General features: G+C 52.1%; 16 protein-coding genes. 5 read left to right on the top strand and 11 right to left on the bottom strand.

The window, feature by feature from the left end; genetic code table 11:
• Positions 1-183: 183 nt before the first annotated feature.
• From ACO0K8_RS17980 to ACO0K8_RS17970, 3 genes are all read left to right on the top strand, one after another.
• A complete protein-coding gene (locus ACO0K8_RS17980; protein WP_422948025.1) occupies positions 184-1,380 on the top strand; it encodes an efflux RND transporter periplasmic adaptor subunit in 1,197 nt (398 codons plus the stop codon).
• 3 nt (positions 1,381-1,383) lie between these two features.
• Positions 1,384-4,587, top strand: coding sequence for an efflux RND transporter permease subunit (locus ACO0K8_RS17975; RefSeq protein WP_422948024.1), 3,204 nt, complete (start codon positions 1,384-1,386; stop codon positions 4,585-4,587).
• Between the two features lie 218 nt (positions 4,588-4,805).
• On the top strand, positions 4,806-6,386 hold the full coding sequence (locus ACO0K8_RS17970; protein WP_422948023.1) for an oligopeptide:H+ symporter: 1,581 nt from the start codon (positions 4,806-4,808) through the stop codon (positions 6,384-6,386).
• Positions 6,387-6,461: 75 nt separating this feature from the next.
• On the opposite strand, the gene ACO0K8_RS17965 is transcribed toward ACO0K8_RS17970, so the two are convergent.
• Positions 6,462-8,156 (bottom strand): alkaline phosphatase family protein, encoded by a 1,695-nt coding sequence (locus tag ACO0K8_RS17965; RefSeq protein WP_422948022.1) that lies wholly within the window; start codon positions 8,154-8,156, stop codon positions 6,462-6,464.
• Positions 8,157-8,510: 354 nt separating this feature from the next.
• Here ACO0K8_RS17965 and ACO0K8_RS17960 point away from each other — a divergent pair, with 354 nt between their 5' ends.
• Together ACO0K8_RS17960 and ACO0K8_RS17955 are read left to right on the top strand one after the other, a co-directional pair.
• Positions 8,511-9,758 carry a sensor domain-containing diguanylate cyclase gene (locus ACO0K8_RS17960; RefSeq protein WP_422948021.1) on the top strand — a complete coding sequence of 416 codons (1,248 nt, stop codon included), beginning with the start codon at positions 8,511-8,513 and terminating at the stop codon, positions 9,756-9,758.
• A 367-nt stretch (positions 9,759-10,125) separates the two neighbouring features.
• Positions 10,126-10,545, top strand: a complete 420-nt coding sequence (locus ACO0K8_RS17955) for a hypothetical protein (RefSeq protein ID WP_422948020.1) — start codon at positions 10,126-10,128, stop codon at positions 10,543-10,545.
• A 1,398-nt stretch (positions 10,546-11,943) separates the two neighbouring features.
• Here ACO0K8_RS17955 and ACO0K8_RS17950 read toward each other — a convergent pair.
• The 10 genes from ACO0K8_RS17950 to accC all read right to left on the bottom strand — a co-directional run bounded on the left by ACO0K8_RS17950 (position 11,944) and on the right by accC (position 23,638).
• A complete protein-coding gene (locus tag ACO0K8_RS17950) occupies positions 11,944-12,786 on the bottom strand; it encodes a 2OG-Fe(II) oxygenase family protein (protein ID WP_422948019.1) in 843 nt (280 codons plus the stop codon).
• A 16-nt stretch (positions 12,787-12,802) separates the two neighbouring features.
• A complete protein-coding gene (locus ACO0K8_RS17945; RefSeq protein ID WP_422948018.1) occupies positions 12,803-13,804 on the bottom strand; it encodes a nucleoside hydrolase in 1,002 nt (333 codons plus the stop codon).
• Between the two features lie 119 nt (positions 13,805-13,923).
• Positions 13,924-14,892: an ABC transporter permease gene (locus ACO0K8_RS17940; RefSeq protein WP_422948017.1), complete on the bottom strand. Its 969-nt coding sequence runs from the start codon at positions 14,890-14,892 to the stop codon at positions 13,924-13,926.
• The gene (locus ACO0K8_RS17935) at positions 14,885-15,991 is read right to left on the bottom strand and encodes an ABC transporter permease (protein WP_422948016.1); all 1,107 of its coding nucleotides are present in this window, start codon (positions 15,989-15,991) and stop codon (positions 14,885-14,887) included. The genes ACO0K8_RS17940 and ACO0K8_RS17935 overlap by 8 nt, the downstream gene beginning before the upstream one ends.
• 9 nt (positions 15,992-16,000) lie before the next feature.
• Entirely contained in the window at positions 16,001-17,530 is a 1,530-nt protein-coding gene (locus ACO0K8_RS17930; RefSeq protein ID WP_422948015.1) for an ABC transporter ATP-binding protein, read from the bottom strand.
• A 55-nt stretch (positions 17,531-17,585) separates the two neighbouring features.
• Positions 17,586-18,581, bottom strand: coding sequence for a BMP family lipoprotein (locus ACO0K8_RS17925; protein WP_422948014.1), 996 nt, complete (start codon positions 18,579-18,581; stop codon positions 17,586-17,588).
• Between the two features lie 122 nt (positions 18,582-18,703).
• A complete protein-coding gene (rbsK, locus tag ACO0K8_RS17920; RefSeq protein ID WP_422948013.1) occupies positions 18,704-19,657 on the bottom strand; it encodes a ribokinase in 954 nt (317 codons plus the stop codon).
• Between the two features lie 336 nt (positions 19,658-19,993).
• A complete protein-coding gene (locus tag ACO0K8_RS17915) occupies positions 19,994-21,262 on the bottom strand; it encodes a DUF3426 domain-containing protein (RefSeq protein ID WP_422948012.1) in 1,269 nt (422 codons plus the stop codon).
• A gap of 14 nt (positions 21,263-21,276) precedes the next feature.
• Entirely contained in the window at positions 21,277-22,188 is a 912-nt protein-coding gene (prmA, locus tag ACO0K8_RS17910; RefSeq protein WP_422948011.1) for a 50S ribosomal protein L11 methyltransferase, read from the bottom strand.
• Positions 22,189-22,270: 82 nt separating this feature from the next.
• On the bottom strand, positions 22,271-23,638 hold the full coding sequence (gene accC / locus ACO0K8_RS17905; RefSeq protein WP_422948010.1) for an acetyl-CoA carboxylase biotin carboxylase subunit: 1,368 nt from the start codon (positions 23,636-23,638) through the stop codon (positions 22,271-22,273).
• Positions 23,639-23,713 lie beyond the last annotated feature (75 nt).

Here is a 23,713-nt window from a genome sequence, read left to right as displayed (position 1 = left end):
AATGGAGCTCTGGAAATGAGTTCTGAAAGCGAGCTCTGAAATCGACGATTTCAAAATTTATTTAAGTTCTGTTACAACACATTTCTGTTAATACATTATCATTGCAAGCAGTTTATTTCTGCGTGGTTGAACTTTACCCAAGTCCGACGCTCAAATAGAAAATTTTAATTTCGGAGACCTTCCATGTTGCGACCTAGTTTGCTGATCTACGCCCTCATTTTGGCCCTAAGCATGAGTTTGACTGCCTGTAATAAGGGAGATAAAGACAGTAAGTTATCCGACGCGGATAAAAAATCCAAAGCCGCTGCAGAGAGTCCTTTGCAAGTGACCGCCGAAGATCTGTTCATCGTACGCAGCAATGCGCTCGCTTCCGGCCCCGTGATTACCGGCTCGATACAGCCGGAGCGACGTGCCGATCTGCGCGCCGAAGTTTCTGCCATCGTCTTGCAGGTACTCAAAGAAAACGGCGAGACCGTAAAAAAGGGCGATCTGCTGGTACGTCTGGATGACACTTCTATCCGCGATTTGATGACTTCGGCCGAAGAAGCGGCACGAGCTTCGGTACAAAGTTTTGATCAGGCCGAAAGGCAGTTTCAGCGCCTCAAAACTTTGCGAGCTTCCGGTATGGCATCGACTCAGCAATTGGAAGACGCAGAAATTCGCCGGAATAATGCGCAAAGCGATTTAGTTGCTGCCAAGGCGCGTACCGTGCAGGCACGTCAGCAATTGCAACGCACCGAAGTGCGTGCGCCATTTGACGGTATCGTCAGCGAGCGTAAGGTTTCCAACGGCGATACCGCACAGATAGGTAAAGAATTAGTCAAGGTCATCGATCCGGCCAGCATGCGTTTTCAAGGCCTAGTGTCGGCAGACAAAATCAATAACGTCAAGCCTGGACAAACAGTAAGCTTCCGTATCAACGGTTACGAGCAGGAATTTGTCGGCAAGGTGAAACGGGTAGATCCGGCCGCCAATGCCACCACGCGTCAGGTTGAAGTCATGGTGGAATTTGCTGATGCGACTAATCAGCCGCGTGTCTCTGGCTTGTACGCCGAGGGACGCATCGAAGCGGGTAGTACACAAACTTTGACGATCGCCAACGGCGCTTTGATCCGTGATGGCGATAAGGCTTCAGCCTGGCGCGTCAAAGATGGCGTTTTGAATAAGGTAGTGGTAGTAGTGGGTGAGCGCGACCCGCGGCGTGGCGATTACGCTTTGCGTTCTGGTTTGGTGGATGGCGATAAAGTCATTGCTAACCCTATGTCGACTCTCAAGGACGGACAAAAAGTGACGATGGTGGCGTCGGCAGGGACCTCAAGCGTGACGCAAGCTGCGGCAATCAAGTCTATTGTGGCTGCCGAACCGGCAGCGGGGAAATAAACCATGTTTCTATCTGACTTTAGTATTAAGCGGCCGATAGCGACCATCGTCATTATCATCTCGCTCATGTGTCTGGGTTTGCTGGCGCTGAAAAAGCTTAAGGTAAATGAAATACCGAACGTGCAAGAGCCGGTCATGGTGGTGTCCATCCCGTATCCGGGTGCCTCACCAGAGACGGTCGAGCGTGAGATTATCAATCGCATAGAAAAATCCTTGCAGAGTATTTCTGGCGTAACGCAAATTCGCTCGACCGCGCGCGAAGGCAGCGCCCAGATCGTCATCATATTTAACTTCAGCAAAAATATGATCGAGGCCTCGGATGAGGTACGTAATGCGATTTCTACGGTGCGCTACAAATTGCCTACCGAGATGCGCGAGCCGGTGCTGGAACGCGAAGATCCCTCGGCCGAGCCTATTATGCAATTGGCCTTATCGTCAAAAACTCTGACACATGCCGAAATTTCGCGCATGGCTGAGGATGAATTGTCGGATAAATTTCGCGCAGTCGATGGCGTGGCAGTGGTCAGTGTGAATGGCTCATTAAAGCGGGAACTGAGTGTCTTGTTACGCGCCCAAAAACTACGCGAATATAATATTTCTGTGGGAGACGTTGTCAATGCTCTGCGCAATCAAAATACCACGGCACCGGTGGGCAAGGTACGCGGTACTCTGGACGAGCAAAGCATACGTTTGATAGGTCGTATTGAATCACCAGCAGAGTTTGAACAAATTGTCGTCAAGCGGCGCGGTGATGAAGTGGTGCGCTTGGCCCAAGTAGCGACGGTAGCAGATGGTTTTGCTGAAATTAACGGCCTGAGCATACGCAGCGGCAACCCCAATGTCGGGATTTTTATCACCCGTTCGCGTGAGGCTAGCACGGTTTCTGCTGCAAATAAAATCCGCAAATTGGTTGATGAAATCAATAAGACTTTACCAGAAGGTACTAAATTAGAAATTACCCGCGATGGCGGTAAAGACGCTGAGAGCAATCTTAATCAAGTCATCGAGTCGCTGATGTTCGGTGCGGTCCTGACGATTTTTGTGGTGTATGTATTTCTTAATTCCTGGCGCTCGACCCTGATTACGGCGCTCAGTTTGCCGACTTCGGTGATTGCTGCCTTTATCGCGGTGTGGTTATGCGGCTTTACTCTTAACTTCATGACCCTGCTGGGCTTGTCGCTGGCGATCGGGGTCTTGATTGATGATGCGATTGTGGTGCGCGAAAACATCGTGCGTCACATGGAGATGGGCTCAGACCGTCGCACTGCAGCACTCAACGGCACTGCCGAAATCGGTATGGCGGTCGCTTCCACCACGTTTTCTATCATCGCGGTATTTATTCCGGTCGCCTTTATGCCAGGTATCTCGGGTGAATGGTTCCGTCCGTTTGCGCTGACCGTGACCAGTTCCGTGATCGTCAGTCTGTTCATTTCGTTCACTCTCGATCCTATGCTGTCGGCTTACTGGGGCGACCCGGTTGGCGAACATCTGAAACCGAAAAAAGGCTTGAGCTTGAAGCTGGAACGCTTTAATCACTGGTTTGATCATCAAGCCGACCGTTACGGCAATGTGATCGCCTGGGCCTTGCATCACAGACGCTGGATGGCGATCATCGCCGGCCTGAGTCTGGTTGGCGCGATTGCCTTGCACGCAAAATTTGGCGGTACCAGTTTCATGCCAGCGGCCGATAACGGCACCATCATGATCGATGTGCGCACGCCTTCTAGCGGCAGCCTCGAATATGCGCGCCTCAAGGTAGAGAAAGCGGCCGAACTGGCGCGTACTTTGCCAGAAACCAAAGCGACCAATAGCAACGTGAATATTACTGGCGGCCGTGTGTACGTGGATCTGGGTAAGAGCACCGAACGCAAACGCTCAGCGGTGGATATTGCGATTGATTTGCGTAAGCTAGTGAGTACGATCATTGGTGCCGAATACGTGGTGCAAGATGACTTGCAAAACGGTGGCGGTAAGCCGGTGCAGATCCGTTTCTCAGGACCTGATTCACGCAAGCTGATGGAAATTACCAGTGCCTATGTAGAAAAACTGCGTAAAGTTGAGGGCGCGGTAGATGTCGGCTTATCCGAGCAAGATCCTAAAGATGAATTGCAGATAGAGCTTAATCGCGGTCTGGCCAATTCTCTGGGGATCTCGGTCAACGATGCGGCGCAAGCCTTGCGGGTGGCGTTTGCCGGGGTAGAAGTTGGGGATTGGGTCGATCCTACCGGTGAGGCACGCGATGTGGCGGTACGCCTGCATCCGGAAGACCGGGTCAGTGCCGAGAATATTGAGCATTTGCCGATTGCCGTTAGCGGTAGCGATAAGATGGTGCCTTTGGATCAGATCGCTAAGATCACCATGGGCAAAGGGCCGGCTAAGATCAATCACTCAGATGGTAAGCGCATGATCGCGGTGTCGGCCAATGTACAAGGTCGCTCATCAGGCGAAGTCACTACAGATGCGATGAAGATCGCCAAGGCCATCGATTTCCCTGCCGGTTATGGGATAGAACTGGGTGGTGCTTCGAAAGATCAGGACGCCTTATTTACTGAAATGACGATAGCGCTAGTCTCAGGCATAGGTTTGATGTACCTGATCTTGGTCATGCAGTTTAGCTCATTTACCGCACCGATCGCCGTGATGTTGTCCCTGCCGCTCAGTCTGATCGGCGTGGTGCTGGCGCTGTTGATTACGCGCGGCACCTTGAACCTGATGAGCTTTATCGGTGTCATCATGTTGATGGGGCTGGTGGCGAAGAATGCCATACTCTTGCTCGATTGCGCCCGCAAGCGTGAAGCCGAAGGTTATGATCGCGAAGAGTCGCTGATGTATGCCGGCCGCATGCGTCTACGTCCTATCTTGATGACTACCTTCGCTTTGATCGCCGGTATGCTGCCGGTGGCTATCGGCATGGGTGAGGGCGGCGAGTTCTATCGTCCGCTGGCGGTAGCGATTATCGGCGGCACGATTACCTCGACCTTGCTCACTTTGCTGGTGGTGCCAACTTTCTATGACAGTATAGAAATTGCCCGCGATAGTGCGATTGCCAAATACCGTGCGCGTGAAATCCGTTGGAATTCTTTAGTGGCATTTTTTGTGACCTTAGTCGAGGCGCTGCTGGCCTTGACCTTTAGCCGTTTGATTTATCGTTCACTGAAAAAGCTTGTGTCTATGCTGGTAAATCGAAATAAGGTTAGGATGAACTGATGTTTTTAAATTGGCTTGGCAATTTAGTCGGGTAAATGAGATCCCGGGCTTGACTGCCACCAGCCAATTCTGGATACTTCTGATAATGATGAAGCTAGCTTATCCAGCTAGCTTCATCATTTATATCCCTAAAATTTATATCCCTAAATTACAAAGCGGCCTGACCTAAGGCCGCTTTGCTTATTGTGCGACCAGAACAATAACCACCGGAGAGCTAGATGAGTCACAGCACTGAGACCACTGAGAGTACTGAGAAAGCCGACAAGGCAAAAATGCCGAGTCAAATCCCCTATATTATTGCCAGTGAAGGTTGTGAACGCTTCAGTTTTTACGGTATGCGCAATATTCTGACGGTCTTTTTGATGACCAGTCTGTTGTTGTCGATACCTGAGCCTTTACGCAAAGGCATGGCAAAAGAGGTGTTCCATACTTTTGTCATCGGTGTGTATTTTTTTCCTTTGTTGGGTGGTTGGCTGGCCGATCGCTATTTCGGTAAATACAATACGGTGTTGTGGTTGAGTCTGGTGTATTGCGCCGGGCACGCCTGTCTGGCAATGTTTGAAGATAACCGCAATGGCTTTTTTACCGGTCTGTTTTTGATTGCACTAGGCTCTGGCGGTATCAAGCCTTTGGTCAGCTCCTTTATTGGCGATCAATTTGATCAGAGCAATCGCTCACTGGCGCAAAAGGTATTTGATGGTTTTTACTGGATCATTAACTTCGGCTCCTTCTTTGCTTCGCTCTTGATGCCTATCTTCCTCAAGCAATTTGGTGCCAGTATCGCCTTTGGTATCCCTGGCGTCTTGATGTTTATCGCTACCATAGTGTTCTGGTTGGGTCGTAAAAAATACGTGCATGTAGAACCAGTGGCGAAAGATCCGCACTCCTTCCTAAATGTAGTAAAAACCGCTTTATTTGCCGAAGGCAAAGGCGCGGATCAAGGCCGTTCTGGCTATTACCTAGCCTTGGCCGGTGGCGTGCTGGCGCTGGCAGGCATGTTTCTGATACCGCAAATCGGTATCGTCGCCGCACTCTGTCTGGCGCTGGTGTTTGTGTTGGGCTTCGGTGGCGCTGGCGCCTGGATGCAACTGGAGCGTGCGCGTGGCGTGCATCCTGATATTGCGGTCGATGGCGTGCGCTCGGTATTGCGTATTCTGGTTTTATTTGCTCTGGTGACGCCGTTTTGGTCTTTGTTCGATCAAAAAGCCTCGACCTGGGTATTGCAAGCGGATCAAATGGATAAGCCGTCCTGGTTTCAATCCTCGATGATGCAAGCACTCAATCCTATGCTGGTGATGTTGCTGATTCCTTTCAATAATTTGATTTTGTACCCTATGCTCAAACGCATGAACGTAGAGCTCACCGCCTTGCGCCGCATGGGCCTGGGTATCGCCTTCTCAGGTATCGCCTGGATCGTGGTCGGCTTCATGCAACTGGCGATCGATGGCGGCAATATGCTGTCGATTACCTGGCAAATCTTGCCGTATGCCTTGCTGACGTTTGGTGAGGTTTTAGTCTCGGCGACTGGTCTGGAGTTCGCGTATAGCCAGGCACCGTTGGCGATGAAGGGCGTGATCATGAGCTTCTGGAACCTCTCCACTACGATAGGCAATCTATGGGTCTTACTGGCCAATTCCAGTGTTAAAAGCGAAGCAGTGACTGAGCAAATTAAGACCACAGGGATGAGTGTTACTGCCTTCCAGATGTTCTTCTTTGCCGGTTTTGCCTTGTTGGCGGCACTTGCATTTGCTGCCTATGCGAAAAAATATACCATGCTGAATAATTACCGCCGCGCCTAGTCGCGAGCTAGGTTCTCGAAAGAAAAAAGCCGCATGATCCATATCATGCGGCTTTTTTATTAGACGATTACTTTACTAAGGCAGTACTTCGGTGAGCACCCGACCTTCGGCAGCCGAGGGTGGGCGTATTCTGAGCAGGTGCGCCAGGGTCGGTGCGATATCCATGACTTCGGCATACTGACCGTAAACGCCAGGCTTAATCCATGGCTTACCCATGATGATTAAAGGTACGTTGCTGTCGTAGCTGTAAGGCGAGCCATGGGTGGTGCCCCGGTTGCCGCTGCCAAATTGCCAGTAGGGCTTGGTCACGACCACGATGTCACCCGAGATCTGACGGTGCCAGGCGCGTTGCATGAGTTTTGCGATGCGGTTGTCTGGCATGGCACCGGTTTCTAACTGGGTCCGGGTGTAGACCTGAGCGACGCCGTTATAGCTCATCAAAAAGCGTGCAGCGCTATTTTCTACTTCTTCGCGTTTTAAGCCTTTTTGTTCGATCAGCTTATAGTCCAGCAATACGTTGGGGGCTGACCATTTGTAGGCGATTTTTTCTGCGCCAAATTTGTCGGACAGATGTTGGTTCAGTGCGTTCATCAGCTTGCTGCCGTCGATACGCTGGGACTCGAATTTTCTGCTTTGGGCGAACTCTGGTACGTTAGGGAAACCATGGTCGGCGGTTAATACGACCAGAGTATTCTCAAGCCCGACCGATTTATCGAGGGAATCGAAAAAGCTCGCCAACATACGATCTAGCCTTTGCAGGTGATCATGCGACATGCGGCTTTCAGGGCCAAAACTATGGTTCACATAATCATGGCTAGACAAGCTGACCCCGAGTATATCGGTCACGCCAGCAGGGTTGCGGCCCAGCTGTTCGCCAGCCACCGCCGCACGCGCGAAATCTAGCGTCATTTCATCCAGATACGGGCCGGTGAATAATTTGCCATAGTATTCGGCATCGGGCTTGCCCGATTTACTGCTGTACAGATAAGGGAAACGATTAGCGCCATCCGCCTGCTGCGGCGCGACGATTTGATCATCGGCGTCGCTGGCATAGGCTGAGTCTGCCAACAATGGCGTCCATGTTTTGCCGTAAAACCGGTCTTGCGGTTTGCCGACGTGGTAAGCCTGTTGCCATTGCGGGTGGCTTTGCATGTAATAGGTGCTGCTGGCGAAGTTGCCGGATTTTTTCATGAAGATGTAGGCTGTGCCGGTCTTGCCCGCCAACAGAATAGCACCGCGGTCTTTGCCGGAAACGGTGACGACTTTAGAGCGGTTGCCGCTGGCGTAACGCAATTCATCGCCAACCGTACTGACGCGCAGATTGGCGGGCGAGGTGCCATCATCGCTCTTGGTTTCTTCGTCGATATAGGTGTGAGCGTTATCCTGGGTGCAGTACATCGCTGCCAGAGTCGTGGGGTCTATCCAGTTATTGTTAATGATCCCATGCTGATAAGGATAAGCGCCGGTCAAAACCGCGGCATGCCCGACTGCCGTGACCGTGACGCCATGCGCTTGATGGGCGTTACTGAACCAGGCGCCCTGATCTAGCAGACGACGGAAGCCACCCTGGCCGAATTGATCGCGATAGCGTTGTATCTGTTCTTGCGGCAGTCCGTCCACCACTAAAACTACTATCAGCTTGGGCTGCTTGGCGCTGGCGCTGGTGGCTTTGTTGTCAGCCACAGCGGGCAGTATGGCTAAGGCCAGGGTGCTGGCAATCAGCGTACTAAGGCTCAGACGTCTGAGCGTGTTTATTTTAAAATTTTGCATGTCGATAGTGGAGGAAAGGGGAGCTTACGCTCAGTGTTTGCTACGCATAGCTCAGGCTTAGCAAGGGCAACTGGTAGAATACACCATAGTTTTAAGGCATAAAACTAGGGGGGCAAAAAAAATCAAAAGAGCGCAGGCTCAATGCGCAATCTGCATGCGGCTTGCAGGGCTGCCTGGCTCGGGAGGCGCATAGGGATTGCGGGTTAGCGTAGGGGCTAAATAGCGCTACGGAGCGAGTATGTTGCCCAAACTAGCGACGGGTTTTGTTTGCTCGGTTAAAATTGGGAAAATTGGAATAGCTTGTTTCCTGCATGCATTGCGCTTTGCCAGCTGTGTTGAAAATAAGAGGGATTAATGGACTCAGATTTATTCTACCGCTCGCTGTTCGACACGATGCCAGTCGCCGTAAGTATTGTGGCGGATGGAAAAATCGTCTTCGCCAATCCGGCCACCTTGAGTTTGCTGGCCGCCACGCACAGCGAGCAAGTGCTGGGCCATCCTATCACCGAATTTATCCATCTTTTAGATCAGACCCGCTCGCAAACCCGCTTAAATAAAGCCGGCCCTGAGTGGTCGAACACGCCTTCGCAATTTCGTCTGCGTGCCGCCAATGGCGAGATGAAAATGCTGCTTTCTTCCAGTCAGTCTATCGCTTACGAGGGCCGCGACGCTATCCTCATCACCGGCATGGACATGACCGCGCAAGCCGAGATGGCCGAGCAATTACGCGTCAGTGAATTAAATTTTCGTCGCCTGTTTGAGAACATGCAGGATGTGTATTACCGCACCGATGCCAAAGGCGTGGTGCAGATGGTCGGCCCTGGTGTGCGCAATGTGCTGGGCTATGAACCGAGTGAGATCGAGGGTAAAACGGCGGAGTCGTATTATCCGCAGGCTGCCGATAGCGATGCCGTGAAAAAGGCCATTATGGAAGACGGTAAAGTAGCCGATTTCCCCGGCCAAATGGTCAGAAAGGATGGTCGTGTCATCGATATTGCAATTACCAGTCGCGCCATCTATGACGAAAACGGCGCATTTGCAGGGATAGAGGGGATCTACCGTGATGTTACGCAGCGCAAGATGATGGAGCGCGAATTGCAAAGGCTGGCCACTACCGATCCCTTAACCAATATCGCAAACCGGCGCTCTTTTCTGGAGCAAGCCGAACATATTTTCAAGAGCACGCAAAGGTATCACGACAGCATCACCTTGCTGATGCTGGACCTGGATTTATTTAAAGCCATCAACGACAAGTATGGCCATCTGGGCGGCGATAAAGTGTTGACCCGTTTTGCCCAAACCGTGGCTCTGGAGCTGCGCGACTCAGATGTCTTTGGCCGACTCGGTGGCGAAGAATTTTGCGTCTTGTTGCAACATGCTAGTAAAGACGAGGCCATGACGGTAGCCGAGCGCATTCGCACCCGCGTGCAAGAGCTAGACTTTGAAGATCCTGACGGCGCATTGTTTAAACTCACCGTCAGCATAGGCGTGACCACCAATTTCGAAGGCGATGAGAGGCTGGCCAAGTTACTAGAACGCGCCGATAAAGCTTTGTACACCGCCAAACACAGCGGCCGTAACAAGGTGGTCTGGTTTAGTTGAGCGGGTTCTGAATTGTTGATTGCCCAGCACAACACGCATATTCCATGCGCCTCGCCAAGGCATATTGGCCTGCAAGGCCCATGGGATATGCGTGAGCGGTCTGGGAACTTCTAAAAACCCTATTCTCGGGCGCATCGCGGCGTTGCAAATCCTCGCAATACCGACGTATTACTCCGGTTTGCGCCTTGCGCTGCATCCCGATTAACGGGTTTTTAGAAGTTCCCGTCTGCCTTGTTTTGATCATCTATGTCCGTGCCTAGGGGCTAGTCGCAAAAATTTATTCTGAAACTGCTCTGTCAAGGTCTGTTAGCGCACATACAGCGGGCATTGTTCTTCGTTAGATTGGGGTTTTATCCAGGAGATCATCATGTCAATTTACACGACGCAGCTTACAGTTGGCGGCCGGAATAAATTCATAAGCAAAGTCGCGCAGCGCTTGGCGTTGGCGTTATTTGTGGTGAGCACGGCCTTGATCGCCAGTGCCAGCGAATTATCCGATGCCAACGCGCGTTACCAGACCGAGCGCGCAGTGTGCCAGCGTGGCGAGTCGAACCAGGATCGTGCGACCTGTCTGAAAGAGGCCGGTGCCGCGCTGCATGAGGCCAAAATGGGGCGGCTCAGCGACGGTCAGAATGCGTATCAGCAAAATGCCCTGATACGTTGCAATGCGCTACCGGTCGACGAGGCCAGTGCATGCCGCCGCCGTATCGCGGGCGAAGGCTCGGTCAGCGGCAGCGCGCGTGACGGTGGTTTACTGAGAGAGTTGGTGGTGCCGGATAACAAATAAGCGTACCGCCCAAAAAATTCCACCTGGTACCTATGCCAGCGCGCATATTCCATGCGCCTTTCAGGCCTGCATGCTTGAAGAAGCGCATGGAATATGCGTGAGCGGCGGGGTCGTTTTTTTGTTTGCTGTGGTTTGGTCTTGTTTGCACCTCTGTCGTTCATGGACGATTGCCGACCGGGGGTAGCCCGGTAGCTACTTCCTTTCTTTGCTTCGCCAAAGAAACGGAAGCAAAGAAAGGCGACGCAAAGTCGCTGCCCTTCGGGTGCCCAATTATGCAGGTCGTAAAATGGGAAATGAAGCAAACTCGCTGCGCTCAGACACGAACCTTTCTAATCCATTTTCCGCCCCGCACAATTGGCAGCGCCACATGCGAATTCGATTCAAAAGCAAAGTCAAAATCCAAGTCAAAAACAGCACAAGATCGCCGTACCTCGAAGGGCTTGCACATTGCGTGTACAGAGGAACGGCGGCCGCACTACGGGTGTTTTGACGTTCGCCTTCCGCATGTGGCGCTGCCGCTTGTGCATGGCAGAAAATGGATCAGAAATGAAGCTGTCTGAGCCGCAGGCGAGTTTGCTTCATTTCCCATTTTTTGACCTGCACAGGCGGGAACCCGAAGGGCAGCGACTTTGCGTCGCCTTCTTTTGCTTCCGTTTCTTGGCGAAGCAAGAAAAGGGAGTAGCCGCCGGTCTACCACCGGCCAGCAATCGCTCGCCAACGACAGAAGTACAAACAAGACCAGGCAACAGCCAACCAAAAACACCATGCCGCTATAACCCATATTCCATGCGTTTCGCAGGCTAGTGTCGCTTGGATATGCGAATGGAGTACGCGTGATGATTGCGTCGCTTTCGGTACAAGGCAAGTTGGCGGATTCTCTTTGCTAATCGTATGGTGCTACGATTACGCCTTAATGCGTTGTAGGGCCTAATGGACGAGAAGAAAGGTATAAATTGAAAAAGATAAAGAAGCCATATTTTATTATTTTGAGTATTCTTGCCATGCTTTGTGTCATTCTTGCATTTGTTTTCGGTGGTTATATATCTCAAAGACCGTCTTATCAAAACAGGACTGATGAATGTATCGCATATTGCAAATTACGGGGAAAGTATGGGCATCTTGTCAAAGAAGAGCGGCAATATTCTTCCAAGCCGTCGAACGATAAATTTGAATGTGAATGTCGTTGAGTTCGTAAGATATGAGCTGCGGTAGGACGCAACGACCTTGATCTATTGCTCAGTACGAGATCTCACAAACCATCACCCGGCCACCGCGCATATTCCATGCGCCTTAGCAAGGCATGTGGCTGGAAACCCGCATGGAATATGCGCGGTGGCAGGGTACTAATAAAAAATCGGCCGCCAAGCTCTAGCTGAGCGTGATGGCCGATTAAGCTACTTACTTCTTAACGCCTAACTCTATCAAACGTTCATTCAGATAACTGCCTGCGGTGTGGCGTTCTGATAGCACTACGTCGGGGCGGGGATGTAGGAATAGCGGTAGGGATATGCGCGATTGCTTGGCGGCTTCGCCAGTTGGATTGAGTACCCGGTGTATGGTTGACGGGTAGTAGCCTTGCGATGCTTCGTCCAGCATGTCGCCGATATTCACGATCAGCATGCCGAAATCACAGGGTACATCATGCCATTCTTCATCTTTGCCCAGAACTTGCAAACCGGCTTGGGTGGCCGCTGGCAATAGGGTCAGCAGATTGATGTCGCCGTGGGCGGCGGCACGCACTGCATCGGGTTCTTCATCGCCGCGCAAAGGCGGATAGTGCAAGACCCTGAGCAAGGTCAGGTCGCTGCCGGTGATCATGTCCGACAGCGGCATAGAATATCTGGCCTTGATGTCGGTCGGCGTATATTGCTCTACCCATTGCAGCAGCTCGGCGGCCAGCGTGGCACCTTGGGCGTAGTAGTCCAACGCCGCTTTTGATACTTCGGCAGGGAAGCGGCCGGTCGGGTAGATATGGTAAAACTCTTTCAGGTCGCGCTTGGTATAGCCTTTGGCGGTTTCTGAAATTTTTGGGGAAAAATAGCCATCCATTTTTATCGGATCGAACTGGTACTGATTCTTTGCGTCGGTCTGGTAGAACTCGTACCATTCCTTGTAAATAGTTTCGAGTAAAGTTTGCGATAGCGGATGATGGGTCAAGACGCCAAAGCCGGTATTGTGCAGGCTTTCGGTGAATTTTTGTGCCGCATCCGGGCTGCGGTAATCAACTGGTTGGATGAACATATTTTTCCCTTTTGGCTTATTTGGTCAAAGGCGTTAACAACCAGTCGCTGGCCAGAACCTCGTCGATCAGCTTTTCGCACGCGGCGGCATCGACTTCCATGCAAACGCGTGTCTCTGGCTTGTCCGCTTCCCAGCCCGCTTGCGGGTAAGGGATCGCCAGTTTTGCCATCATGGTCTGACCGTTGGCTATCCCTTCGGTGGCAACGCGCACGCGCCCGTTCTGGGTCTTGAATAGTTCCGGTGCGACCAGCCAGACAAAGGCCAGTACGTCGTGACCATAGCAGCCGTGCCCCATGTCCGGACGGATAGAGCTGTAGAAGTCGCTGTAGAACATCACCGCGTGATGCAGGGTATCCATGGCGACGTGTTTGTGATGCTGGGCCAGACGCTCAAAGAATTTCGACAGCAAGACCACGCGGTGCGTCACATCGAGGCCGACCATGGTCAGATCCCAGCCTGCGGTAAAGACCAGATCGGCGGCGTCCGGATCGTTCCAGACATTCGCTTCCGCCACTGGCGAGACATTGCCCGGTTCATCGACGGCACCAGCCATCAGTACCACTTGTTTGAGGAGCTTAGGCAATTGTGGTTCCAGCTTCAATGCCAGCGCCAGATTACCCAGCGGGCCGACTGCGACCAGAGTGATTTCACCGGGATGCAGACGCGCCATCTTGACGATGAATTCGGCGGCACTAAGCGGCTCAGCCTGTCCACCAGCTTCAATACGGCTAGGTAAATTGCCCAGGCCATCGGCACCATGAATAAAATCTGGCGGCGTGCCAGGGGCTTTGGCGAACGGCACGTGAACACCTTGCGCGACCGGAATAGCACGGCCGGCGATGCGTGTCAGATACAGCGCGTTAGTAGTGGCTTGTTCTACAGTGACGTTACCGAAGGTAGTGGTGATGCCGATCACATCGATGTCTGGATGTGCAAGGGCGAAGTACAGTGCCATCGCATCATCGACGCCCGGGTCGGTATCAAAAATAACTTTATGTTTAGCGTTAAAAGTACTCATTTTTTTCTCCAGGACTGCGAAGCTTTGCCGTAAAGGTCGAACCCAAGCTTCGCTGCAGATTGCTAGAGACCTGGTTCAAGCAGGCCGTATTAAATTAGGGCTTAAGATTAGGAATTAAGTTAACGTGACTTCACAAACGGTAGGCCTATGGCTTTTGGTGCGACCGATTTGGCCATCAAGCCTGCCAGTACGATCACGGTAATCACATATGGAATCATCTGTATCAGTGAGCCAGGTATTTTGCCTATGCCAGGGAAAGTCACGCCTTCTATCTGTACCTGTAGCGCAGCAAAAAAACCAAACATCAGGCAACCGAGTGCTGTATGTAAAGGACGCCAGTTACCAAACACCAGGGCCGTCAATGCCAGGTAGCCGTTACCGGCCGACATGTCGCGCAGGAAAAAACCGCTCTGCACCAGCGACAGGTAGGCGCCGGAGAAAGAACACAGCACGCCGGCGCATAACATCGCCATGAAACGGGTGGCTTCTACGCTGACGCCAGCCGCATCGGCAGCATGCGGATTTTCACCGACTGCGCGTAGACGCAAGCCAAAGCTGCTGTGATAGATAATCCAGTGAACTACAGGGATCAGCGCGAAGGCCAGATACACCAGCGCGCTGTGACCGCCTAAAAATTGCGTGTAAAACCAGCCCAGGAAAGGGATGTCGGCCACCAGTGCAGAGCCTGGTAAGACGATGTCAAACAGGCGCGCCTGACCCAGATCTGGGGTACGGCCGCCCTGGGCAAAGAAAAACTGCGCCAGCACAAAGGTGAGGCCGCTGATGGCAATGTTCAGCGCGATTCCCGCTACCAGTTGATTGCCTTTTTGCGTGATGCTGACGAAACCTTGCAACAGCGCTACTGCAACCGAAATGCCTACACCAGCTAATACGCCCAGCCAGGGATTCTGGGTGGCATAAGCCACAGCGGCAGAGACAAAGGCGGCAGCGAGCATCTTGCCCTCTAGCGCCAGATCGACGATACCGCTGCGCTCGGCAAACAGGCCGGCCAAAGCGGCAAACATCAGCACCGGTGCATTGCGTATGGTAGCGACCAGGATGCTGGCGAGGTGGAAGTCTTCAAACATCGCTCTTCCTTGCTGTGAATGTAGATTTAACTTTAAAGCACGCGCTCAGTGCCGGCGCATACAGATTTTCCATGGAGCCACAAAACAAAATGATCAGGCCCTGGATGAAGATAAAGGTCTCAGGCGGGATATTCGGTTTTTCTAGTGACAGATCAAAACCGCCTTGTATCAGAGCACCAAACAAGATAGAAGAAAGCAGAATGCCGATAGGATGCTGGCGTCCCATCAGGGCAATCGCAATGCCGATGAAGCCGGCACCGGCCGGGAAATTCAGGTTCAGGTAATGGGTAGAGCCCATCAGCGAATTGACCGCACCGAGTCCGGCCAAGGCACCGGAAATCAACATCGCCACCACGATGGTCTTGGTGATAGAGATGCCCGCGTAATGTGCTGCATGCTGGTTGAGGCCGGTAGCGCGCAATTGATAACCCCAGGCCGAGCGCCATACCGCGATACCGTAAATTACCAGCGCCAGTAAGGCCAGCACAAAGCTGATGTTGAGTGGCGTCTCGCCTAAAATCGGGAACACTGCATTGAGTTTCGGCAGCCAGCTACTGTCGGCGAAGATGCGGCTGGCGGTGTTTTGCTGGCCGGCCGGTATCAGATAGGCGACGATGATGAAATTCATCAGGCTGGCGGCGATGAAGTTAAACATGATGGTGGTGACCACCACGTGGCTACCGCGCTTGGCTTGTAAATAGCCAGGCAGATAGGCCCAGGCGGCACCGAAGACGGCACTGGCGAGCAATGCCAGCGGGATTAAGATCCAGGACGGCAGACTGGCGTCCAGCGCTAACACGACCAGAGTGATGCCTAGTCCGCCCAGATACATTTGGCCTTCGCTACCGATATTGAACAAGCCGGCCTGCATCGCTACCGAGACCGACAAACCGGTAAAAATAAACGTGGAGGCATAAAACAAGGTATATCCCAGACCTTCGGGATTGAGGACGGCGGCATTGATCAGTATGCTCAGCGATTCTAGTGGATTTTCGCCGAGTAAATAGATCACCAGTGCCGCCACCAACAAGGCAGAGAGCAAATTGAGTAAAGGCAGTAGCAGCGCAGTGGCCCAGCGTGGCAGATCGGAATTATTCATACGCGTTTCTCATGATTTATGTAAGCCGCCCATGAGCAGGCCGATACGGGTGGCATCAAATTCTTCCGCCTTTAATTCGCCGGTAATACACCCGCCCGAGATCACCAGGATACGGTCGGCCAGCGCGCGTACTTCTTCTAGTTCTACCGAGACCAATAAAATCGCCACTCCGGCATCACGCATCGCCAGCAGTTGGGCGTGGATGGTTTCTATGGTGCCGATATCCACGCCGCGGGTCGGTTGGCCGACCAGCATGAGCTTGGGCTGGGCGGCGATCTCGCGGGCAATCACGACTTTTTGCTGGTTGCCGCCGGATAGCAGACCTATACGCAAATCGGGATCGGCAGGGCGCACATCAAATTGCGTTAGCAGCGCGCGGCAGTTTTTCAAGATGGAAGAAAAATCGAGCAGGCCAAAACGTTTTTTGGCCTGATTCTGGTAGCCGAGAAAGCTGTTCATCATCACCGAGAAATTTTTGATGACGCCATCGCGCAAGCGGTCTTCCGGTACATGGGCTATTCCTAGTGCGCGGAACTCGGCAGGCAGGCCATCGGCATCTTTACGCTGCGCCACCGCTAGCTCTTTTCCTAAGAAGTGCATGCTGCCTGCGCTGGCTAAGCGCATGCCACTGATGATTTCGAGTAGCTCACTCTGGCCATTGCCAGAGACGCCTGCAATCGCGACGATTTCGCCAGCGCGTAAGCTGAAATTAATATCTTTTAACAGGCTCACATTTTGGCTATTGTTGAGCTGTAATTCGCGTACTTCGAGTACGGTAGCGCCTGGCGCATAAGGCGCCCGCGGCAACTGGGTCTCGATAGGGCGACCTACCATCAGCGTTGCCAGCTCTTCTTTGCTGGTGTTGGCGGTTTGCAGAGAGCCAACCACGGCGCCGGCACGCATCACCGTGACTTCATCGGTGATGTCGAGAATTTCTTGTAATTTGTGGCTGATCAGCAGGATGGTTTTACCTTGCGCCTTAAACAAGCGCAAGACATCAAATAAGGATGCGGTTTCTTGCACCGTCAGCACCGCTGTCGGCTCATCTAAAATCAGGATATTCGCGCTGCGATAAATTTGCTTGAGAATCTCGACGCGCTGTTGCACGCCTACCGATAAATCCTCTATCCGCGCTAGTGGATCGACGTCCAATGCGTAGCGCTGAGAAATTTCGCGCAGCTTTGCTTCAATTTGAGTGCGTTTGGCGGCCAGCCGAAATCCGCCTTCGCTGCCTAGCATGACATTGTCGAGTACCGTCATGTTCTCAACTAGCATGAAGTGCTGATGCACCATGCCTATGCCTAGTTGTATCGCTTGCTGGCTGTTGCGTATCTTTTGTTCCTGACCATTGATCAGCAGTTGCCCCTCGTCGGTATGGTAATAGCCATACAGTATGCTCATCAGGGTCGACTTGCCAGCGCCGTTCTCACCGATGACGCCATGGATGGAGCCGGGCGCGACGGCGAAACTGACGTCGCGATTGGCTTGCACCGCGCCAAAACGTTTTGAAATGTGTTGAAATTCTACGGCTGCGTGCATACGAGGTTCTAAAGAGAAAAGCTGACTGTGATGCGGACTGAAATGCAGGCTGCGATTAGACCGGGCACTTGTTCGCTTCGCGCGAATCAATGACTTTTACTTTGCCGCTTAAGATGTCTTGTTTGGCGGCGTTCACACGTTTTTCTATCTCTGGTGTGATCAGGCTGCGGTTATCCTTGTCCAAAGCCCAGTCGACTCCGGCTTCTTTTAAACCTTTATTGCTAATGCCACCTTTAAATGTGCCATTTTTAACCTGCATGAAACTGTCGTAAATCGCCTGATCGACACGTTTGACCATCGAGGTCAGCATGGTGCCAGGGTGTAGTGCATTCTGATTCGAATCGACGCCGATTGCCAGCTTGCCTTTTTCCTTCGCCATTTGCAGACTGCCCATACCGCTGCCACCAGCGGCGGCGAACATGACATCGACGCCGCGTTCAAACTGGGCGCGCGCCAGTTCTGCGCCTTTGGCCGGATCGTTCCAGGAAGAGGAGGTGCTGCCGACGATATTTTGGGTAATCTCGATTTTAGGATCGACAGCTTTGGCACCTTGCGCGTAGCCGCAGACAAAGGCGCGTATCAGCGGGATATCCATACCACCGATGAAACCGATTTTTTTGGTTTTAGTTGCCATCGCTGCGGCTACCCCGACCAGGTAAGATCCTTCCTGCTCCTTAAATAAAACGGAGCTGACGTTGTCGCCGCTGGCGACGCCATCAATCAAGACAAATTTTGTTTTCGGAAATTCTTTGGCGATGTTTTGCACGGCCTGGCTTTGGGCAAAGCCGATCGCCGCGATCAAATCGACGTTCTTACGCGCCAGATTGCGCAATACCTGCTCGGTCTGGGTGTCGCTGGCGACTTGTACTTCCATAAAGCCGATTTTAGTTTCTTTCTTGAAGCGCTCAGCGCCTTCCGAGGCTGACTGATTGAAAGATTTATCAAACTTGCCGCCCGCATCGTAGATTACCGCCAGCTTAGGATCGGCAGCATGTACGCTGGCCGCCGTGAACACAGTTGCCAGTGCCAGACAGAGACTATGGAGTTTCATTGGTATATCCTAATGCGCTAGATGTTGGTGGCGTCGAACTAAGCAGGTCGACAATTTTTTAAGACTATCACGAGTTTGATTTTAAGCGTAGCCGCTGATGTCAACGACGATTATTCAGCAGATTATTTACCTGATGTCGCCTTACGCTGCGCCATGAAATCCAGCACTTGCTGGCGTTGCGGTATCGAAGTTTGCGCGCCGAGTTTGGTGACGGTCAGGGCGGCAGTGTATTGCGCCTCATTACTCGCATCGAGCAGACTCAGGCCATTGGCTAGCCCAACCGCAAAAGCGCCGACAAAGGTATCGCCAGCGGCGGTGGTATCGACTACGTCAACCCGGATTGCCGGAATAAATTGATCACCGCTTGTTTCAGTGATTAATGTGCCGTGCTCACCCATGGTCAACAATACTACGCCAGCACCGCGTTGCAACAGCACTTGTGAGGCCAAGCGGGCACTTGCTTGATCGACGACCTGGATATCACTGAGTTGCGAAGCTTCGGTTTCGTTGACAATCAGGTAGTCGACTTGCTGCAATAGTGCGTCAGTTAAGGCGAAGGCCGGTGCCGGATTGAGTATCACCTTGACGCCATGCGCATGCGCAATTGCAATCGCACGGCTTACGGTAGGGAGAGGTGTTTCTAATTGGCAGATCAAGAACTGGGCTGAACTGATTGCTGCACTGGCTGCTTCTATATGGTCGATCGACAAAGCGGCGTTGGCACCTGCTGCCAGCACGATACTGTTGTTGCCGCAATCTTCCACCATGATTCCTGCTACGCCAGTTGCCAGATCCTTGCAGGTACTTAGATAGTGCAAATCTATCCCTTCTGCATTCAGACAATTACGCGAAAATTCACCGAAACCATCATCGCCGACCGCACCGATAAAGCGCACCGCCGCGCCTTGACGGGCCGCAGCAACGGCTTGATTGGCACCTTTGCCGCCAGGAATTTGACGAAATTCGTGGCCATGCAGGGTTTCGCCTATGGCAGGCATGCGCGGTGTGCGGAACACCAAATCCATATTGACGCTACCAACAACGGTGATGCTAGGCTTCATTTTTACGGTTCTCATGATCGAAAATGGGGTGCGCAATCGTTTGCGCCATCATTTTGGTATTTAACTATGCGAGCTCTAGGCAAGTCAAGAACTACTTCAGCTTGCCTGATTATTGTCGTGTTTTATTTCGACGCTTCAGTCCCGCGGTGAGTGGCCTTGACGGTAACTGGCAAAACTAATCGGGTATGCTCTCGATTAGTTTTTTTTGAGTCATATGTCAATATCCATGCGGCTTTCCAAGCCAAAACTTGCTGAAACCCGCATAGATATTGCGTAAGCGGTTTTGGAATCTCCAAAAAACTTCTTATGGAGCGCAATTAGTTGAGAGTCAAACCAGCTGCAGCGTTTGAATTAAGGATAAAACACGCCGACATGGTAAGCGGATGCTTTGCCTGCCGATGATTCAAAAAATAGTTTCACCGTTTGTTCGCTTCCAGCACTAAAACCTTTGGCAATATCGTCTTTGTTCGACAGGTATTCACTGGGAGGAAACGCTCTTTGGACTAAGACTTTACCCTTGGCATCGTTCAAAATTAATTCCAGCGTTGGCCAGTTTTGTAAGGTACCGCTCTTATTTTGTAATTGCAGTGCTAACGAGAAAACATTGCGACCTGTCTCCAGAGCTTCCAGTTCATTCGACTCTATCGTGATCATGTCGATTTGAGACGGCAAAGCAATTTGGCAATGCAGCGCGACGCAGAGTTTTTGTAGTGAGGTTTTAGTTTGTGGAAACCAGGCGGCGATCATGTCGCGCGCGCTATACGTGGTTTGCGCCAACAGGCTCAGTAGCATTAAGAAGGTGAAAAACAGCGTCAGATAGCGTATTGCCCGGCTACGTTTTTTTTGTTTCTCGGCCTTCAGTACGAAATCGGGTTTGTCCAGGCCAGTTTCATTGTCATCGCTGTCTAGCTGATCTTGCCCTGCATTTTCTGGCGTCAGTTCGTCGCTGGTCGAATCGCTATCTTCGCTCGTAAAGCTGGGTTCCTTGCGGACTACAGCGGACGCATCCCAGGTCGGTTCGGTAACGGACGCCGTGCGAGCGAGATCAGACTCAGACTCAGACTCAGACTTAGACTCAGGCTTAGATTCAGGATCAGTTCCGGACTTTGGATGGGTGGTGATAGACCAATCTTGCTCTCCCTGATTCATCAGGGTAGAGCGGATCTCTAGCTCCAGATGATGCACTTCGGCATCGAGCTCAAGGCCAATCGCTGAGCTTACCGCGGTCTCAGCTTGTGGATTAGCAGCGGCATCCTCCGCCTGATCGCTAAAATCGAATTCACCCATATCAAATTCCAGAGCACTGGCGGATGCCAGATGCGCTGCGTTTGCTTGGGGCGACTCTGAAATTTCTAGCTCATCGCTGTTGGCGAGCGTAGTCGTAGCTGCGACTGTTCGCGATTCCGCAGGGACAGCATCAGTCGCCGCTGCAGCGCTGACAGGGTTCGCAGGCGGAGCGATCAGGGCAACCGTGGCCTGACCAGGAGACAGTAAATGCTCTATGCCGTTGAAGGTTTGCTGGCACGCGCCACAACGCACCAAACCTGCATGCAGTTTTAGTTGGTCATTGGCAACCCGAAATGCGGTATGGCAATACGGGCATTGAGTGGCGAGTGCCATGCGGGAACCTGAACTTATGCTGCTAAGTTGCCAGATAAGGCGACCCAGCCTTCATGTTCAGCCCAGACTGTGAGCGTGATGAAGGGGGCGTAGGCCGCGGCTACTTCTTCTGCCTGACGCGCTAATACACCGGATAAGATCAGCGCGCCACCAGCGGCGACACGTCCCGATAACATCGGTGCCATCAATTTCAAAGGACTAGACAGAATATTGGCGACCACGACATCAAATTTTTCTGTCGCTGGATGGGCATTGCCAAATTCTTTAGGCAGAGAAAACTCTATATTGCAGCGATTGCGCTCGGCGTTAAAGCGTGCCGATTCTATCGCTTGGGGATCGATATCTACGCCGATGACTGCCTTGGCACCCAATTTTTCGGCCACCATGGCCAAAATCCCGGAGCCGCAACCGTAATCGAGTACCGAGGAGTCTTTAGGCGCATGCGCTTCCAGCCATTCCATGCACAGGCGGGTAGTCGGATGGCTACCAGTACCAAAAGCGAGACCAGGATCGAGTTCCAAGACCAAGGCGTTGGCATCTGGGATCGCATGCCAGCTAGGCACGACCCAGATATTTTTGCCGATATGAATAGGTTCAAATTGCGATTGCGTCAGACGTACCCAATCCTGATCTGCTACTGAACGCAGGGAGTAAGCAGGTACTTCGGCCAGCGCGATAGCGGCAGTGGCCTCGGCCACCATGGCAGCGTGATTGGTGTCGGTATCAACCAGCGCCACGACGCGACTGCGATCCCAGGCGTTTTCGTCAGGTTCCATGCCGGGTTCGCCGAACAGAGGCCGCTCCGCTTCTGTACCTTCATCGGCATCTTCTACGGAAACCGATAAGGCACCGGCTTCCATCAGAGCATCCGACAGGCTTTCAGCGTGGTCGCGTGCAACTTCTATGATTATCTCTATCCAACCCATGTTCTACCCTTTAGTCCTAATATTCGCCATTAGGGGGAGGCTAACTTTTTAGCTAGCTTCCCCCCGTTGGTGTTGCGTATTTCTATTTCGATTTTTTTGATAAAACTGGCATATCCGCCAATTTATGTTCCAGATAATGGATGTTGGTGCCGCCTTCTATGAAGTGCGCATCGATCATCAATTCACGATGCAATGCGATGTTGGTCTGTATGCCTTCTACGACCATTTCAGATAAAGCGATTTGCATACGCTTGATCGCTTGTTCACGCGTCGCACCGTAAGAAATCACCTTGCCTATCATGGAGTCGTAGTGCGGCGGAACATAATAACCAGCATAGGCATGTGAATCTACCCGTATTCCCGGTCCGCCCGGCGTGTGCCAAGTGGCAATGCGACCTGGAGAAGGCGTGAACTTAAACGGATCTTCTGCATTGATACGGCATTCTATAGCGTGCCCTTTCAATTCGATATCGGATTGCTTGAAGCGCAGCTTTTCACCGAAAGCGATACGAATCTGCTCTTGCACGATATCGACCCCGGTAATCATTTCTGTCACCGGATGCTCAACCTGAACCCGGGTATTCATTTCTATGAAAAAGAACTCACCGTTTTCATATAAAAATTCAAAAGTACCGGCACCGCGATAGCCCACTTTGCGGCAGGCTTCAGCACAACGGTTACCGATTTTTTCTATAATTTTGCGAGGAATGCCTGGTGCCGGTGCTTCTTCTATTACTTTTTGGTGGCGTCTTTGCATGGAGCAATCCCGCTCACCTAACCAGATGGCATTGCCATGTTGATCGGCGAGTATCTGAATTTCCACGTGACGTGGATTTTCCAGGAATTTTTCCATGTAGACTTCTGGATTGCCGAAGGCTGCACCGGCTTCTGCCTTGGTCATAGTGACTGCATTGAGCAAGGCGGCCTCGGTGTGCACTACCCGCATACCGCGTCCGCCACCACCGCCAGCGGCCTTGATAATGACAGGGTAGCCAACTTTGCGTGCAGTTTGCACGATCACTTTCGGGTCGTCTGGTAATGCGCCTTCTGAACCCGGTACGCAGGGAACACCGGCAGCGATCATCGCGTGCTTGGCCGAGACCTTATCACCCATGATGCGTATGGTTTCAGCGCGCGGGCCGATAAATACAAAGCCGGATTGTTCGACGCGTTCTGCGAAATCCGCATTTTCAGACAAGAAACCATAACCAGGATGAATTGCCTGGGCGTCAGTAACTTCTGCCGCGCTGATAATGGCTGGCATGCTCAGATAACTAAGCGTTGACGGCGCAGGACCTATGCAGACAGATTCATCGGCTAATTTGACGTACTTGGCTTCGCGATCAGCTTCTGAGTGCACGACGACAGTTTTAATGCCCATTTCGCGACAGGCGCGTTGAATACGTAGGGCAATTTCGCCGCGATTGGCGATAAGAATTTTTTCAAACATGATTTTCGATTTGCTTTGGCAATGGTTTTAGCCTTGCAGGCAATATCTCTTACATGCGCTTATTCAGCGCCAGGT

Origin of the sequence: Undibacterium sp. Ren11W (assembly GCF_049340485.1) — a bacterium.
In the GTDB taxonomy this organism is placed as follows: Bacteria; Pseudomonadota; Gammaproteobacteria; order Burkholderiales; family Burkholderiaceae_D; genus Undibacterium.
Note: the sequence above shows the minus strand (reverse complement) of the source record. Positions and strands in the feature narration are given on the sequence as shown.